Raw genomic sequence first — 17,284 nt, 5'->3', positions numbered from 1 at the left:
TTAACTCTGACGAGCTCGTTTATCCACGGCTAGGGCCGCTTCTCGCATCACTTCCGATAACGTCGGGTGCGCATGGAAGCTGCGAGCGATATCCTCACTGCTCGCACCAAACTCCATCGCCACCACCGCTTCGGCAATCATGTCGGAAGCTCGAGGTCCAACAATATGCACTCCTAAAACTAAATCGGTTTTCTTATCTGCTAAAATTTTAACTCGCCCGTCGGTAAAGCCCAAAGCTTTCGCACGACCATTGGCCGAGAACGGAAAAGAACCGGAGTTGTATTCCGTGCCCTTAGCTTTTAATTCTTCCTCCGAGTAACCCACTCCCGCCACTTCGGGCCATGTGTAAATCACCCAAGGCACAGTATGGTAGTTCACGTGCCCCGGTTTGCCCGCAAGAATTTCGGCAAGTGCCACGCCTTCCTCTTCCGCCTTGTGGGCCAACATTGCACCCGGTGTGACATCGCCCACGGCGTAAATACCGGGGACTGAAGTTTGAAAGTGTTCATCCACAGCGATTTGCCCACGATCTGTGAGCTTCACGCCGACCTCTTCGAGGCCGAGATCTTTCATGAAAGGCTTACGTCCTACAGAAACGAGAATCTTATCTCCTTGAACGCTTCCCTTTTTACCATCAGCCACGGACTCGTAATTGACGGTGACTGTTTTGCTTTTTGTATCCGCGCCCGTGACCTTCGAGGAAAGAATAAATTCCATCCCCTGCTTCTTAAGAATGCGTAAAAGATCGTTAGAAATCTGTTTATCCATAGGACCACAAATTTTATCGGCGAATTCAATCACGGTCACTTTGGCGCCTAATCTCAGCCAAACGGAACCCATCTCTAGCCCGATAGCTCCTCCACCCACAACAATGAGGTGTTCTGGAACTTTGTCAAAACTTAAAGCTTCGGTTGAAGAAACCACGGTCTTTCCATCAAAAGGAAGGAAGGGAAGTTCCACCGGCACACTGCCCGTCGCGAGGATGATGTGCTTCGCCTGGATTTTGGTTTTTCCGGAAACAAGCACTTCACCTTGGCCGGTGATTTTTCCGGCACCCTTAATCCAATCGATTTTATTTTTCTTAAAGAGAAACTCAATCCCTCCGGTGAGTTCGCCGACGATTTTCTCTTTGCGCTTCATCATCACCGGGAGATTTAATCCCACTTTGGGAAGATCTACCCCGTGAGACGCGAGATCGTGCTGAGCCATCGAAAAATGCTCGCTCGAATCCAACAGAGCTTTCGAAGGAATACAGCCAATATTTAAACATGTTCCACCGAGGGTGGGATTCTTTTCGATCACGGCGGTTTTTAAGCCCAACTGCGCCGCACGAATGGCGCCGGTATAACCGCCGGGGCCAGCTCCAACAATTACGACATCATAAACACTATCACTCATTTATATCTCCATGAGAATGCGCGAAGGATCTTCGAGGCATTCTTTAACTCTCACTAAGAAACTCACGGACTCACGACCATCGATCATTCGGTGATCGTAAGATAACGCGACGTACATCATCGGACGAATCACAATTTGATCATCAACCACGACGGCGCGTTTTTCTGTTTTGTGCATTCCTAAAATCCCCGACTGAGGCGGGTTAAGAATTGGCGTCGACATGAGCGAGCCGAACACGCCCCCGTTACTCACGGTGAAGGTGCCATCAGCCATATCGTCGATGGAAATTTTACCATCGCGAGCCTTCACTGCAAATTCGTTAATTTTGATTTCGATTTCCGCAAGTGACATTTGATCTGCATTTTTAATCACAGGAACCACAAGACCCTTGGGAGTACTTACGGCGACACCGATATTATAAAAGTTTTTATAAAGAATGTCGGTTCCATCAATCGAAGCATTCACGGCTGGGAATTCTTTAAGACCTTGAATCACCGCTTTTACAAAAAATCCCATAAATCCTAAACGCACCTTATGGCGTTTTTCGAAACCATCCTTGTATTTGGCTCGAAGATCGAGAATCGCGGTCATATCCACTTCGTTAAATGTAGTGAGGATGGCCGCTGTTTGTTGCGCCGACACCAAACGCTCGGCGATTTTTTTACGAATGGTTGTCATCGGCACGCGATCGATGGTGCCGGCCGGAGCAGGAGCCCGCGCTGGAGCTGAAGGAACCGGAGACTCTTTCGCGGGACTTGCTGCTTTTGCAGGTGTCGGATTGGCTTCCATCGCATCTTGCTTAGTGATGCGACCGCCTTTTCCTGTTCCCGCAATTTGTGAAGGATCAAGGCCACGCTCACCGACCACGCGACGAACCGCGGGACTTAAATGCACATCTTGCGCTCCACTACCGCTGCTCGATTGCGGAGCAACTTGAGCAGGAGGAGAAACTAGAGCAGGAGGAGCAGCTGGGGTCGACGGAGCAGTTTTCCCAGCACTCGCCGCGGGAACTTCCTTAGCGGCTGGCGCCGTGTCTTTCGCACCCGCTTTGGACGGATCAATTTTCCCGACAACCGCACCGATTTTCACCGTGTCGCCTTCGTTCGCTGTGGTCGTCAGTTGACCATCGGTTTCCGCAACCACTTCGACGCTGGCCTTATCGGTTTCTAGAGAGAGGATCACTTCCCCTTGCTTAACGATATCTCCTGATTTTTTGATCCAAGAGCCAATGGTGGCTTCGGTAATCGACTCACCTACTGCTGGTACTTTGATATCCGACATAATCTATCTCTCCTACTTCTTAAAGACTTCGCTAATAATTGCGGTTTGCTCAGTAATATGTTTTTTGGTTGTGCCAGTCGCTGGGCTCGCACGATGATCGCGCCCGATGTATTCGAGCGAAGCACTGAGGCTCATTTCATCCACTAGCTGCTGTAACGGATGACAAATGTAATTCCATGCGCCCATGTTTTTTGGCTCTTCTTGCGCCCAAATAATTTTCTCTAATTTTTTTGCGGGCTTTAAAAGATCGGCCAATTGCTTCTTAGGGAAAGGGTACAATTGCTCAACGCGAACCAGCGCCACATCTTTGGCTTTTAACTTTTCTTTTTGATCTAACAATTCGTAGTAAAGCTTGCCCGAAACTAAAACCATTTTTTTTGCCGCTGTCATTTCGGTTTCTGCATCTGGGATCACTTCGTAGAAGCGACCTTCCGAAAGCTCCTTCATCGTCGAGATCACTTTCGGATGGCGAAGTAAAGATTTCGGCGACATCACAATCAGAGGCACGCGGAAATCGCGCTTCACTTGGCGACGAAGAGCGTGGAACAATTGCGCCGGAGTGGTCATATTCACCACTTGCATGTTATTTTGAGCACAGAGTTGTAAGAATCTTTCGAGACGAGCACTCGAGTGCTCTGGTCCTTGACCCTCGTAGCCGTGAGGTAGAAGCATCGTGAGGCCACTCATGCGCATCCACTTTTGCTCGCCACTCGCTAAAAATTGATCGATAATGATTTGCGCACCGTTTGCGAAATCTCCAAACTGGGCTTCCCAAATCGTGAGAAAGCTGGGATCAGAACTTGAATTTCCGTACTCGAATCCGAGGACGGCCATTTCGGAAAGAGGACTGTTGTAAACGCAAAATTCTTTGTCCTCGCGCAGCTGCTCTAGAGGGTTGTACTCTTCACCGGTATTGAAATCATAAAAGCACGAATGTCTGTGAGTGAAAGTTCCGCGCACGCAGTCTTGTCCCGAGAGACGAACGGAGTTGCCTTCGAGAATTGTAGAGCCGTAAGAAAGAAGCTCTGCCATCCCCCAGTCCACTGGAATTTTTCCTTCGACCATCTCTTTGCGCGTATCGATGAGCTTCTGAAGCTTAGGATGAATCTTAAAGCCCGCAGGCATCGTGGTTAACTGCGCGCCCACTTTCTTGAGTGTCGCTAACGGTGTTCCTGTATTGTACGGAGCCACGAAGTCTTTATCGGAAGGACGGCGGAGACCCTTCCACGCGCCACCAAAAGCTTGGGGCTTGAACTTCGGTGGAGTTTTGCGAACGTCATCTAAAATCTTTTGGAGATTATCCATCTTCTCTTTGTAGAAGCCCTCATAATAGGCGGCATCGATGACTTTTTCCTGCATCAAACGTTTACTGTAAATTTCGCAAGGAGTGGGATGCGCTTTAATTGTCTGATACATGGTGGGTTGCGTGTACGCCGGCTCATCGCCCTCGTTGTGACCAAAGCGGCGATAACAAATGATGTTGACGATCACATCGCGGTTGAACTGCTGACGGAAGCGAATGGAAATGTCCATGGCGCGCACACAAGCTTCGGCGTCATCACCATTCACGTGAATCACTGGAACTTGCTGAGTTTTACCCGCGTCCGAAGAGTACGGCGAACTGCGAGTCTCTTCCGCATTCGCGGTAAAGCCCACCTGGTTATCGATGATCAAATGGATTGTTCCACCCACCGTGTAACCTTTGAGGTGAGCGAGCTGTAGCGTTTCGGCAACCACACCTTGACCAGGAAAAGCGGCATCCCCGTGAACAAGGACGGGAACCACTTTTTTGCGATCCGCAGTGTCTTTTCTAAATCTCTGTTTGGCGCGAGCCATACCGCACACCACAGGATTCACCGCTTCGAGGTGACTCGGATTAAACGCTAAAGAAATGTGACAATCCCCGTGGGGAGTTTTTTTATCCACGGAGTATCCCATGTGATACTTCACGTCCCCATCGTAGTCAGGAATATCATCTGTGTGCCCGTCAAATTGAGCGAGGATCACTTCCATGCCCTTATCCATAAAATTCGTAAGAACATTGACGCGGCCTCGGTGAGCCATACCGATAACGATCTCTTCCACACCGAGCTCCCGACCTTTTACAGTCAAATGCTCGAACATCGGAATCATCGCATCAGCACCTTCGATGGAGAAACGTTTCGTTCCCACAAAGCGAGTGTGAATAAATTTTTCTAAAGATTCTGTGCGCACAAGATGCTGAAGAATCATCTTCTTCTTTTCGGCGTCAAACATCGGCGCCGGTTTTTCCATTTCGTTATGGAACCACTCGCGAACACCCTTCACCGCATCGGAGACCTGAGCCGTGATGGTGCCGCAATAACTTTTTTGAAGATGCTCGATGATTCCCTTAAGCGTCGCATTTTGCAGACCAACGATTTTGCCCACAGAAAATGTCGAATTTAAATCGGCTTCGGTAAGGCCAAAGTTCTTAAGTGAAAGATCACCCATCGTTGGACGAGAAGACAAAGGATCCAAGTTCGCTTGAAAGTGCCCGTAGTCGCGATAGGCTTGAATCAAATTATAAACGTTTAATTCTTTAGAAGAAATTCCACCACCGGCAGATTCAGAGGCAAAATCAACACCCGAAAAAAACGAGCGCCACTTTTCATCGAGCTCCTCAGGATTCGTTTTGTAAACTTCGTACAAACTTTCGATGTATTCTAAATTTTCGCTATTTAAATTTACGGCCAAGACAAACCTCTTTGATGACTGCGTTCAGATTAAGCAAAGCCCCGACTTAAGTGAGCTCCACCGACCCATAATTAACGTCTCATTTTAGCAAGAACGGTTATGGGAAATATAACACTATTTTATCCTCCCTGACCATCGAACAGCACTCAATGAATCAATGCGACAAGACTCTTGGTTCAGCACTTCGAAAATTGAGAGTTGGATTTTAAAATGCCACTCATCAAGCGAAAGTCTCCATCCGGGCGGCCATCTAAAATGCTGGAGCACTTTCCGCCCTCCATGGATCGTTTCGCGCCCCTCCGTGGGCGGCGATCGCTTGCTGAATGGCATTTTAAAATCCAACTCTCAATTTTCGAAGGCATTCTCTTGGAAATTTCGTTGTCATAATTACATTGGTCTAGGATACTTTGGGCTTATTAGGAGTTCTTAATGAATGACGTTTGGGTTCACAATCTTAGTCCTTTTCTTGTGCAGATTTCGGGGAACTTTGGGATTCGTTGGTATTCGCTGGCGTATTTGACGGGGTTCGCTGTCGCGTTCTTTTTTATGAGCTGGATGAGCAAGCAGAAGAAGACGACACTCTCTTTAGACGAGGCTTCTGATTTTTTGACGTATTTGATTCTTGGGGTGTTGCTTGGAGGCCGCATTGGGTATGTGGTTTTTTACAGTCCTGAGTTGCTCACTGACTTTCGCTCGAGCTTTCCGTTTTGGGGCGGGCTTGCTGTTTGGGAAGGTGGGATGGCGAGTCACGGTGGATTTATTGGTGTCATTTTGGCGTGTTTACTTTTTTCGTGGCGCTGTAAAAAAGATGCACTTCACTTGGGCGATCTCACGATCACCGGCGCTACCGTTGGAATTTTTTTAGGGCGCATTGCTAACTTTATCAATGGCGAACTCATGGGCAAAGTGGCTTCTCCCGATTTAGCTTGGGCCGTAAAGTTTCCGCAGGATATGCATCGATGGATAGGCTATGAGCCTGCGAAACTGGGTCAAATGACCGAAGTGGTGACGCAAGTGGGAGTCTCCGCGAGCGAATGGCAATCTTGGGTGGCCCAGCGCTCGCAAGGAATGCTGTATGCGACGTCCGATAAAATCATCGATGCCATTCAATCAGGCAATGTGGCTGTCACTGAAGCCATGGGACGAATTTTGGAGCCACGCCACCCGTCTCAAATTTACGGAGCTTTGGTCGAAGGATTAATTCCGCTCATTTTAATTTTGATTGTCTGGGCCAAGCCTCGTAAGCCGGGGATTATTTGCTCGCTCTATTTAATAGTTTATTCCTTCTCTCGAATCATCGATGAAAAATTCCGTCTCCCAGACGCTCACCTATCCGACTTAAGCCAATTACCTCTGGGGCTGAGCCGAGGACAATTTTTAAGTCTGTTTACTTTTTTATTTGGGGTCACACTCATGATTATTAGTCTACGTCGGAATGCTCCCGCCATGGGCGGTCTATTGACTCAAGGCGGAGTTATAGAAGCCGCCTCTCGTAAACCAGTAAAAAAGAAAAAGTAAACTAGTGTTCGACGGGTGCCATAGAGGCTTCGCTGGTGCGAGTATCCACACCCAACGCCGCATTGACGATCTTTTCAGAATCCGCTCCGCAATGAGGAGTGATTTCTGCCGAGATCTCGCGAGCGCTGCGGGCCGACTGTTTCGACGTCGCAAATCTTTCGATCAAGCTTTTCTTTTGCATGAGAACTTTTTCGCGAAGCAATCCTTGGTTTTGCCCCACACAACATCTTTCCTCGCGGAAGTTCGCTAAAATATTAACCACTTGGCCACCCGTTTGCCGGGGATAGGTCACACTGGATCCTCCCACGGAAAATCGATTAGGCCTTCCGGGAGCAAGACCTGCAGTGCCCTCAGGCAGTGGACAAAATCGAGCGCCAGCGGCAGTAATTTGCAAAAAGCCCGCTGTGTTTGCTGGGCGATCGAGATCGTTTTCACGAATACATCCCATTCCTCGCTCTTGAAAAATATAATGATGCGTCGGACTTTCGATATGATACGTGGTTTCGCTCACCTGAGAGCCGAGAAAGTTTGTGCACTTCATGATATCGCTAAAGGGCCCTGTGGGTGCTTGCGGTTTCGGAGCCACTGCCGGAGTGGGATCGCGACGATTTTTTTTGGGTCGCGGCGCGCTTCGACGAGGTCTTTGTGGATTTGAATTCGATGCCGGTGAAATGCTCATCTGAGCCATTCCATCCGCTGACACAACAAGAATAACAAGCAGGGCGATTAATTTCATCACAATTCTCCTGAAAATATTATTATTGAAAATAGAAAAAATTTGAAGCTAAACCTCGAGGATGTCGAGATTTAATTTCCGAATTGCGTGGGACTTCTGACGGGCTCTACCGACGGAGTCGGCGGGGGTAAAGGGAGCTTGGCGGGAGGTCGCGTATCAGCCACAGCCTGTTTAATAAAATCTCGGCGCTGACCACAATAGGGGCCCAGCTCGTTTTGAATATCATCGACAAACACTTGAGATTTTGTTCGCACATAATTACGAATCAAATCCTCCGCTTGACGATTCATCACCGCCAATGCCTCGCTCGAAATCGGTTGGCACTGCAAGCGACCCAGTCGGCTTTCAGGCCCCTCTCGAGACGTCGAATAGCGAACCTCTTGCTGATGAATCCTAAACTGAATGTGACCATTGCGCGGGAAGTTCGCTGGGCAAAACGCAGCCCCCGCCTCCGAAAGCGAATAAACACCGCGAGGACTCGTATCAAGATTAAAATAAAACTGCGCTTTTGGACTATGAACATGATAGCGCGAATCTTTATCTTTTACTTTGGGCGAGAGATAGGTGACGCAACTAAGGATTTGCCGAGCGAGTGCCGCCTGATCCCGACCCTCCTCGGCTGAGACCGAGATCGAAAACAAAGCGATAATTCCAGCGGCGATCATTCTCATAGCTTATTGTTCAACGGTAGGCGTTTCGCCCGTTGGAGTTTGCGGTGTTGCAGGAGCATTTTCTCTAAATGCCATACGGACGCCCTCTGTTTGATCACCACAGTGGGGTCGCAAAGAATGGATGACGGCAGCCCGCTCCATATTCGCCGCACGCTTCGCACGGGCGTAGGCAATAACTCCGCTCATCAAATATCCGCGAACTCTTTCTGCAACATAGTTTGTAGATTCGGGATTAATACAACAGCGACTCTCGTCATAGCCCGAAACTTTATGGGCCACTTGACCGGCCTGAGCCGGAGGATAAGTCACTTCCCGTCCTCCGATTGTTATTGTATTCGGCTTCCCTCTCACAAAACCTGTTGAGCCTGTTCCGATAGGACAGAATTTTGCGACGTTGGCGTTAATGACGATGACGCCCGTGAGACCATCTCGTTCGTTCTCCTGAGCGGTCGTTCGACCGCCGGTGGTCGTTGTTGTTCGCTCGCATCCGGTACCTCCCCGAGCTTGAACGTAATAATGTTCATCGGGATACTGGGCCACATACGGAAGCCTTAATTTCACACTGGAGTCGGCAGCGATAAAGTTCATGCACTTGATCACAGCAGCGAGCTGGCTGTTATTGGAGCGACCAGATCGGCTTTGCGCAAAAACATTAAAGGACAGCATTAAGATCAAAACGGTCACCAGTGATTTCATAGAGTTCTCCCTCTGGCTAGTATCATTCAAAAACCGAGAATACTAAAGAGTGTCCTAGACTAAGGGCGGCTTTTCGGAGGCAAGCTGCTTCTTGACTGGAGGATCGAGCGTGCTATTTTCGTTTTCACTCAATTTAAAGGGGGCTGCGCATGGTCGTACCGATGAAGTCATTGCCACAAAAAGCGGCATATAAAAAAGGCGATGTTCTTGTTCTGTTTGGTGAGCTTTTTTCTCGAGGCTATGCCAACGGGATCGTGGAAGAGGCCCAACGTCATGGCCTTACGATTGTTCGCACCACCGTCGGTCGCCGAGATGGCGCCAACTCCCCTTTGCGCGCACTGACTCCCGAGGAGTCAGAAACAATCCCACAGCCCTTTATTAATATTCCGCTGGAAGCCGGCTTTGACCTTGAAGCCGATTCCTCAGGAAAAACTCCCGTGGATTACATGACAGGCTTTAAGATGGATCAGTGGCGCGATATTCAAATGCCTTGGGATAAAATCAAAGAATCTCGAGCGCGGGGGGCTGAGCGTTTTATTTCAAACACCAAAGAATTTGTCCATCAGTTGGAGAAGTTCATTCCTGATGGCGCAAATGTTTTGTTCGTTCACACCATGGCCGGTGGTGTCCCTCGCACCAAAATTATCATGCCGGTGATGAATCGCGTTTTTAAAGGTCGCGAAGATCGTTTCGTGAGCTCCAAAGATTTCCTCGAATCCGACATGGGTCAGATGGCCATTCAAAACTTCGAGGAAGTGACGGCCTACACCTATAAGCATTTGATGGAACTCACAACACCCCTTCGAAGCAAAATTGAAAAAAAGGGAGGGCACGTCTCCTATGTTGCTTACGGGTATCACGGCACAGAAGTTTTGCACGGTGACGAATTTAAATGGCAGACATACACTCCGTACTTTCAAGGCTGGGCTAAGATGAAGCTCGAAGAGATCTCTCAGGAGTTCTCGCGAAAAGGCCTCAACACTTGTGTATTCAATTGCCCCGAAATTCTCACCAACTCCAGTGGTATTTTTCAAGGCGTGGAAGTTTCTCTTTACCCGCTCGTCGGCGCCTTAGAAAAAGAAAAAACTCCGTATACTCAAAAGATTTTGGCGAGCTGTAAGAGTTTATTAAAACCGGAGCATTCGTTTAAAGAGATTATGGATTTTACCCTGGGCTATTTTAAAAGCCCACTGATCACCTCGCATTCTCATTACGACAAGTGGCCCCAGCATAACACCAAAGAGCAAATGGCCTATATGTTGGACTCCTCCGATCATCTCATTGATATGCACGAAGATCCAAAAAACCTGATGACCTTCGTGCTCAGCGAAGAAGTGTTTAAGTCCACGGGATCGATTATGCTCCACGAGAGCTGGGCGCCACGCTCGCCGGTGCTATGGTTGGGACATGACATCCTCGCTAAACAGTTAGCCTTGTATAAATAATGGATTCCGAAACACGATTCCCTCATAAGGGGGGATTCCCTTGGCAGTACAAGGACCATAATTTTTACGGCTACAGCATTGCCGGAGTGTCGACCTCTTTGGTTTACGAAAACCAAAAGATCGCTTTCGATATCGCCCAGGGAATTCAGTTTAACATTCCCTGCAACCACTATTTTATTACTCATGGTCACGCAGACCACGCCAGTGGGCTCAATTATGTCTTGTCCCAGCGATCTCTTTGGGGCTTAAAACCAGCGAAAGTGTATTTGCCGACTCATTATTACGAAAACTTCTTAAAGCTCATTGAATTGTGGCAAGAGATCGAGGACTTCAAGTATCACTTTGAGTTAGTCCCCGTAGAGCCCGGCGACCGCATTACGATTGATAAAAACTCTGCGGTCGAAGTTTTTAAAACCGTGCATCGAGTGCCCAGCGTCGGTTACACATTCCTCCAGCAAAAGAAGAAACTGAAAAACGAACTGCAAAACCTCTCCCGAGAACAGATTCTAGATATTAAAAATGCTCAAGGAGAACTTCATCAGATGATCGATGAGCGTCTTTTTTCCTTCACGGGAGACGCAACGATCGACTTTCTAAAAACATTTAAAGATCCCGTATCCGTGCTATTTATGGAGACCACTTTCATCGACGACAAAAAGTCGATTGCAGCCGCTCGAGAGTGGGGCCATATTCACTTAGATGAGTGGGCTAAAATCATCCCATCGATTCCCGCCGAAAAAATTGTGATGATTCATCTTTCAGCCCGCCACTCCACAAGAGAAGTGATCGAAACTTTAGATCGAAAAATACCGCCTGAATTCCGCCACAAAGTGGAAGTTTTTCCGAGACCCTTTTAAATATTTATTCACACTTTAAAAGCTGCCAGTCGACATCGGAGCTTTGCTGAGAGGCCTCGCGAACAGCGTAGTTCATGAGCTCAACAATGTCGTCTCTGGTCACCTCGGTGCCGGCAAAAAGTTTGACGAGAACATGCTGAATATCATCGACATGCACCGAGTAGATCGGCGGGTTGGAAAAACCCGACTTCAGCTTGTAACCAATATCCACCCGATCGGTATTTTCGGGCTTACGGATCGTTAATTTTTTTAAAGTGCGCGTGGACCAGAATAGCTTTGGAAACTTGCAACTGATCTTCATATTTCGAAGATCGGCGCCGTAGTCGACCGCTTTTGTGGGGTCCACTGTAAACTTAAGCAGTAAGTCTTTTCCATCGATCGCTTTATCTTTCCCCTCGGAAGTCGTTGTCATCAGTTGAAGGTTAAGAATTTCGCGAGAACCCACAACGATCGCACCTTTAATCAAAAATGGAATTTGCACCGTTTTTGTTTCCCCAGGATCAATCGATTCAATCTCGATTGAAAACGGCTCTTTCAATGACCTCTCCTCGCCCCCCACTTTCGCAGCCAAAACAGTATTGGGGTTTTTCGATTGAAGTGATAAAAAAACCTTCCGGTGAAGATCTCCATTGATTCCGTAACTTTTTTTGGCGAGATCCTTCACTTTAGCGGTAATTGTTGCTTCTTTGCGGGAATCATTCATGGCGGGAATCTGCGCATCCACCAGTTCTAGAGGCTTCTCTGTGACCAATCCCTGAGGAAGCTTAAGCTTAATTAAAACCGAATTAATTCGGAGCTCGATCGGCACACTGTCCTTAATATGATCCACACTCAATTTGATCGGGGCTTCTAAAACAAATCGTTTGCGTTTGCCCGGCTCAAGTGGTGCTTCTTTAAATACACGCTCATCTTGGGAGAAGAATTTAAATTTATATTCGCCGGCGGGTACATCTTTGGCGCCCAGATTGATCAGAGTAAAAGCTTTGATCGTCACTTTTTCGTCGTCCTCAAAAACTCCATCGAGATATTCTTCTTCGGTCTCAAGCTGCGTCAGTTCGACGGCGTAACTTCTTGAGGCCAGTCCGCCCTCGGCGTGAATAAACTCAGTGCGACCATTCGTACCGTTGGAGCCATTACCTCCAGTTCTTCCATTTTTTCCGTTACTACCGTCGCGACCATTCGCGCCATTCTTACCGCATTTCGAAAAGTGAGAGGTGGCATCAATTCCCGAATTGAACACTTCGCAGGCCGCTGTCCCTCCGCGTCCGCCTCGACCGCCAGTGCCGCTTTGCCCACCAAGCCCACCTTCACCGCCTCGACCAGCAATCGTTTCGTATTTAATCAGCGGGGCTAAGATTTCGGAGCCCTTCGCCAATGTGATTTTGATTTGGCCGCCATCGCCACCGCGACCGCCACGGCCGCCTCGAGCTCCATTTCCACCGCTACCGCCGTCGCCACCGGCGCCGCCGTCGCGACCAAATCCGAGCTCAGTGCCGTTGGTCCCTTGCTTTCCGCGAGAGCCATCTCCGCCGTCGCCCCCATCGCCACCTTTTCCGCCCTCACCGCCACTGGCGAGGAAGGTCAATTGATTGATGGACGCGGTCTCAAATTCTTTTTCGATCTCTTGAGTTTCGTGCGAACCCGGTTTTTGCAAATAACCCCGGATATATACTTTTTGGCCGTTTGATTTTTCAACAAATCCTATCGTAACCGAGATCTCACCGGCATTGCCGCCGGGGGATCCATCTTTTCCCTCTTGCCCATCGGCACCACTTTCGCCAGGCTTTGCTCCGGTAAACCCCGAAGCGCCCCGCTCCCCCTCTTTGCCAGAAACTCCGGAGACGTCAAAGGTCATTTCGGAAGGCAGCGCAAACGCTAAGCTCTGCAAATAAATAAGACTAAGGATTAGGCAGATATGTCTCATCACTTTGAATTAAACAACGATATCGTTTTAAAGGAAAGAAAAAAGTTCGGCGCAGTCGTCAAATGTAGAGCTAAGAATATGGAAAACCGATTCTTATTTGGACTTTAGAGTTGTGCTCGCTGGAATTCTGTCGCTTTTGTTCCGTAATTCCTTCAACTGCTTTTGAGTCTCTTCGTTCTGTTTTTTCATGAGCTCAAGTTGTTGGACTAAAAGTTGATTTTGTTTTTCCAAAGCTTCTAGGCGCTTGTCTGTTTTGGACTCAAACGCTTTGAACTTGGCGTAAAGCTCCTGAATCGCTTTCGCCATGTAAGCAATAAACTCGTTGTACTCAACTGTAAGGAATTTTCCCAACTTTTGATTGAGGCTTTTCTTGGTTTGGCCTGGCATCACAGGCGGAGTGTTTTCCTTGACCGCACCAGGAAGAATTTTTTGAACTTCTTGTGCGATAAAACCATGTTTAGGACCTTTTTGTAACTGAGCTTGATCTGAGTCTGGCTTCCACGTGTAAGAGACTGGACGAAGCTTCATGACAAACTCGAGTCCATCTGGAATGAGTTGAATATTATCCTTGAGGCGAGCATCAGACCCCCAAGACATCGTTCCAGAAATATATCCATCTCCCGCTCCGTAGATTGCATACTGGTTGGCGTGACCGATAATCCCATAATTCGTTCCATTTTGCGCGTATCCCACCACTCCACCATAAGTAATATGGGTCGTTTTACCAGAAACGCCGTAATTCGCATTGGATTCACCATGAATTCCAAAGCCGGACCCACCATCGCTATAAAAAGCTCCAGCGGTGCCCGAAGGATTGCGGACGAACACCTGCCCCCCTCTAACCTCAAGCTTTGCAGTAGGGATTGCTGTTCCGATACCCACGTTGCCATCCCCTCTCACATAAAGTTGGCTGAGAGTATTTGCGCTATTATTTATAATCAGAGAGGCGTTTGCCGAAGTTGAGCCACCTAAAACTGAAAGTTGGCCACGGACTACAGCCGGCCCGTTCACATCTAATGTCTGAGTTGGACTTGTAGTGCCAATACCGACGTTCCCGTTTTGGTCAATCCGCATTCTTTCCTGGCTTCCCGTGGTTCCATTCTGAACAACTGAGAATCGCAAGTCCATACCTTGTGCAGATCCAGTATGATTTTGAGTCGTATAGGATTCCATTGATGACCAAGAAGATGTTGTGAGTGCATTCGAAAAAGAAAAATATCCGACACGGTCGCCAGAGAGTAGATGCGAGGGGCTCGAGTTTGTGCCTCGACTACGATAAACCACTACGCCACCACCATCCAAAGCTGAATTTGTTCTGTTAACCAAAGAAATATTAGTCTGAGAGACTTCGCGATTAATTTCGAGCGGCGCATTGGGACTCGTCGTGCCGATACCGACGTTACCGCCATCAAGTACTGTGACCGCATTTGGGGTAACCAAAGTTCCCAGAGAAAGAGGCAAGTTATTGTTGCTGCGAAGAAATCCTGCTGTATGAATACTGCCATTGGCATCATAGCCGAGAGAAATACTCTCATTGCCAGCACCAGGCTCATTGACACTGATTGTTCTATAGCTTCCGTTGGCGATCGAAGTCCCTTGAACCGAAAGTCTTCGCACAGGACTCGTCGTTCCGATACCGACGTTACCACCATTCGGCTGAAGGAGCACATACCCTTTTGTGGCATTGCTCGTCGACTCTAATGTCAAATTGTTACTAGCCGCCGTACCGCCGCGAAGATTCTGGCCACCGCTCCGGCCTGCAAGCATCACGTATTGAGTGTGATCGTCATCTGCGAGACCACTGAGAGCTCCATGATCTGTCACTCCACCCGTGTCTGTACCACAAACCCACTGGCTTGAAGCATTCATCTTTAAAACTTCACCCGGAGCACAAGCTCCTCCGTTCGGCGCATAAGTAAAATATTGGCCCAGCGCACTGGTGATCTTGTTCACCATCACTGTATCTATCTTTGCATCAGTCACTGCCCCGTTTGCTAGATCTGCTGTCGCTATTGTGCCGTCAACGATCTTGGCACTGGTGACTGAATCCGCAGCTAAATCCACTGCCGCTACGGCACCATCTACGATTTTCGTGGAATCCACAGAATTTGTTGCAAGATCTGCTAATGCGATAGTACCGTCTTGAATTTTAGCGCTGGTCACTGCATCGGCACTGATTTTTACATTGGTAATTGCGTTGTTCGCAATCGTCAGAGCACCCGTATTACTTAATGTCGCATCGCCACTCATGGCCACTGCCGTAGCGGCATTACTGCCGTTACCTACCCATATCATTCCTGCACTTAATGTACTTCCAGAAACGGCACTCAGTTTTGCCACAAAACTGTCATACTCGGTCTTTGAAATTGTTCCGCTTGTTACACCTGCACCACTGGCTAGTGGAATACTCAGTGTATGAACGTTCGAGGCTGAATTGATCGCTGGTGCAAGGCCCGTCGCTGTCACTGCAAATGTTTGTGTGCTTCCTGTTTGACCATTCAAAGTAGTTAATCCAGAACCGCTCACACCCAAAGTTTGCCACGAACTTCCATTACAATACTGGAGCGTACCAGACGAGTACTTCACCATTCCGGCATTCGCCGCCACAGAGCACGTCTCTCCCCCATCGCCGATTTGAATTGTACCTTCCACATCTAAACGAGTGGTTGGAGCCGTCGTTCCGATTCCGACGTTACCTGAGGTGTCGATGGTCATATGTTCTGCAGAGGAAGACATATCGTCACTGAACTTTCCAAATGTCATACTTCCCGCACCGAAACTTCCCGTATTAATATAACGTTTTTTGAGATTAGAAGCCGCCGCTGTGTTTTCCAAAATCATGGTGGCAGAGGTTGAACTAGCCAAATGCAGAGGGCGACTAGGATTTGTAGTCCCAATACCTACATTACCACCATTTAGAAGAATATTTCCTGCGGCGTTATCTCGAGTTATCGCAAAATTTCCTGAATTATCAGCACCAGCCCACCATCTACGATTTGTATTGTTATAAAAGCCAATATAATTCCATGGGTCTCCAGCAGCCGGATTTCTCAAATAGACATTATCTCCTCTGGTATTTGAAATATCGAGGGGTGCCCCTGGATTGGTTGTACCAATCCCAACATTCCCACCATTTGGCTGAAGGACTATATTTCCCTTTGTCACAGAACTTGTAGAATCTAATGTAAGACTATTACTCGCCGCCGTGCCACCAATGATACTTTGTCCACCAGATCGACCAGCAAGCATCACATATTGAGTGTGATCGTCATCTGCGAGACCACTGAGAGCTCCATGATCTGTCACTCCACCCGTGTCTGTACCACAAACCCACTGGCTTGAAGCATTCATCTTTAAAACTTCACCGGCAGCACAAGCCCCTCCGTTGGGGGCGTAAGTAAAATATTGCCCAAGCGCACTGGTGATCTTGTTCACCATCACCGTATCTATCTTTGCATCAGTGACGGAACCATTTCCAATATCAGCTGTCGCTATCGTACCATCAACGATCTTGGCACTGGTCACGGAATCAGACGCCAGATCTGCCGCAGCAATTGTTCCATCTAAGATTTTTGCGGAAGTGACGGAATCTGCGGCCAACTTAACGCTCGTTACATTGGCATCCGCGATTTTTGCCGTCGTCACATTCGCATCAAGTATTTTCGCAGTGGTGACGGCGTTAGATGCGATCTTCGCCGCTGTGATCCCGCCGTCGCGCACTTGAATTTGATTCGATCCGTTCACCTCAACCGTTGTACCATCGGTCACAACAGATATCGTGGCAGTCCCACTGGCTGTACCGCCGGTTAATCCTGATCCTGCCGCAGTCGTCACACCATCAATATCGCCACCGGCGCCCCAACCGCTTGAGATGTCTTTACAGTTTGAACCGTTTTCATCGCAGATTTCCGTGGCACGGATCGTCCCAGAAACATCTAATCTAGACTGAGGGTTAGTAGTCCCGACACCCACATTACCTGTTGAATCCACTCTCAGTCTCTCAACTCCAGTGGTCTGAATCGATAATATATCGCTCGTGCTAT

Annotated in this window: 11 protein-coding genes; 3 read left to right on the top strand and 8 right to left on the bottom strand. The window is 48.3% G+C overall.

Features of this window, described 5'->3' with window-relative positions; translation table 11 throughout:
- From lpdA to K2Q26_15130, 3 genes are read right to left on the bottom strand one after another with little or no spacing between them, the layout of a single operon-like run.
- Entirely contained in the window at nt 1-1,398 is a 1,398-nt protein-coding gene (gene lpdA / locus K2Q26_15140) for a dihydrolipoyl dehydrogenase (GenBank protein ID MBY0316854.1), read from the bottom strand.
- Nucleotides 1,399-2,682: a 2-oxoglutarate dehydrogenase complex dihydrolipoyllysine-residue succinyltransferase gene (odhB, locus tag K2Q26_15135; protein MBY0316853.1), complete on the bottom strand. Its 1,284-nt coding sequence runs from the start codon at nt 2,680-2,682 to the stop codon at nt 1,399-1,401.
- Between the two features lie 9 nt (nt 2,683-2,691).
- Complete coding sequence (locus tag K2Q26_15130; GenBank protein ID MBY0316852.1) at nt 2,692-5,394, bottom strand: 2-oxoglutarate dehydrogenase E1 component; 2,703 nt, start codon at nt 5,392-5,394, stop codon at nt 2,692-2,694.
- A gap of 429 nt (nt 5,395-5,823) precedes the next feature.
- Between K2Q26_15130 and lgt the strand changes: the two genes are divergently transcribed.
- The gene (gene lgt, locus K2Q26_15125) at nt 5,824-6,912 is read left to right on the top strand and encodes a prolipoprotein diacylglyceryl transferase (GenBank protein ID MBY0316851.1); all 1,089 of its coding nucleotides are present in this window, start codon (nt 5,824-5,826) and stop codon (nt 6,910-6,912) included.
- A gap of 1 nt (nt 6,913) precedes the next feature.
- Here lgt and K2Q26_15120 read toward each other — a convergent pair whose 3' ends face one another.
- From K2Q26_15120 to K2Q26_15110, 3 genes are all read right to left on the bottom strand, one after another.
- Entirely contained in the window at nt 6,914-7,648 is a 735-nt protein-coding gene (locus K2Q26_15120; GenBank protein MBY0316850.1) for a hypothetical protein, read from the bottom strand.
- Nucleotides 7,649-7,719: 71 nt separating this feature from the next.
- The gene (locus K2Q26_15115) at nt 7,720-8,319 is read right to left on the bottom strand and encodes a hypothetical protein (protein ID MBY0316849.1); all 600 of its coding nucleotides are present in this window, start codon (nt 8,317-8,319) and stop codon (nt 7,720-7,722) included.
- A gap of 3 nt (nt 8,320-8,322) precedes the next feature.
- Nucleotides 8,323-9,015 carry a hypothetical protein gene (locus K2Q26_15110; protein ID MBY0316848.1) on the bottom strand — a complete coding sequence of 231 codons (693 nt, stop codon included), beginning with the start codon at nt 9,013-9,015 and terminating at the stop codon, nt 8,323-8,325.
- A 149-nt stretch (nt 9,016-9,164) separates the two neighbouring features.
- Here K2Q26_15110 and K2Q26_15105 point away from each other — a divergent pair, with 149 nt between their 5' ends.
- Nucleotides 9,165-10,460: a hypothetical protein gene (locus tag K2Q26_15105; GenBank protein ID MBY0316847.1), complete on the top strand. Its 1,296-nt coding sequence runs from the start codon at nt 9,165-9,167 to the stop codon at nt 10,458-10,460.
- Nucleotides 10,460-11,317, top strand: a complete 858-nt coding sequence (locus K2Q26_15100) for a hypothetical protein (GenBank protein MBY0316846.1) — start codon at nt 10,460-10,462, stop codon at nt 11,315-11,317. Before K2Q26_15105 ends, K2Q26_15100 begins: the two co-directional genes overlap by 1 nt.
- Nucleotides 11,318-11,321: 4 nt before the next feature.
- Here K2Q26_15100 and K2Q26_15095 read toward each other — a convergent pair whose 3' ends face one another.
- Nucleotides 11,322-13,241, bottom strand: a complete 1,920-nt coding sequence (locus tag K2Q26_15095; protein MBY0316845.1) for a collagen-like protein — start codon at nt 13,239-13,241, stop codon at nt 11,322-11,324.
- A 93-nt stretch (nt 13,242-13,334) separates the two neighbouring features.
- Nucleotides 13,335-17,231 carry a tail fiber domain-containing protein gene (locus K2Q26_15090; GenBank protein MBY0316844.1) on the bottom strand — a complete coding sequence of 1,299 codons (3,897 nt, stop codon included), beginning with the start codon at nt 17,229-17,231 and terminating at the stop codon, nt 13,335-13,337.
- Nucleotides 17,232-17,284: the final 53 nt, after the last annotated feature.

The organism is Bdellovibrionales bacterium (genome assembly GCA_019750295.1).
Lineage (GTDB): Bacteria > Bdellovibrionota > Bdellovibrionia > Bdellovibrionales > JAGQZY01 > JAIEOS01.
The sequence above is the reverse complement of the archived record's forward strand: the minus strand, read 5'-3'. Positions and strand labels throughout refer to the sequence as shown.

Bases quoted from the DNA above. Each gene is read 5' to 3' on its own strand.
- lpdA (MBY0316854.1), bottom strand. From the start codon at position 1,398: ATGAGTGATAGTGTTTATGATGTCGTAATTGTTGGAGCTGGCCCCGGC.
- lgt (MBY0316851.1), top strand. From the start codon at position 5,824: ATGAATGACGTTTGGGTTCACAATCTTAGTCCTTTTCTTGTGCAGATT.
- K2Q26_15120 (MBY0316850.1), bottom strand. From the start codon at position 7,648: ATGAAATTAATCGCCCTGCTTGTTATTCTTGTTGTGTCAGCGGATGGA.
- K2Q26_15115 (MBY0316849.1), bottom strand. From the start codon at position 8,319: ATGAGAATGATCGCCGCTGGAATTATCGCTTTGTTTTCGATCTCGGTC.
- K2Q26_15110 (MBY0316848.1), bottom strand. From the start codon at position 9,015: ATGAAATCACTGGTGACCGTTTTGATCTTAATGCTGTCCTTTAATGTT.
- K2Q26_15105 (MBY0316847.1), top strand. From the start codon at position 9,165: ATGGTCGTACCGATGAAGTCATTGCCACAAAAAGCGGCATATAAAAAA.
- K2Q26_15100 (MBY0316846.1), top strand. From the start codon at position 10,460: ATGGATTCCGAAACACGATTCCCTCATAAGGGGGGATTCCCTTGGCAG.
- K2Q26_15095 (MBY0316845.1), bottom strand. From the start codon at position 13,241: ATGAGACATATCTGCCTAATCCTTAGTCTTATTTATTTGCAGAGCTTA.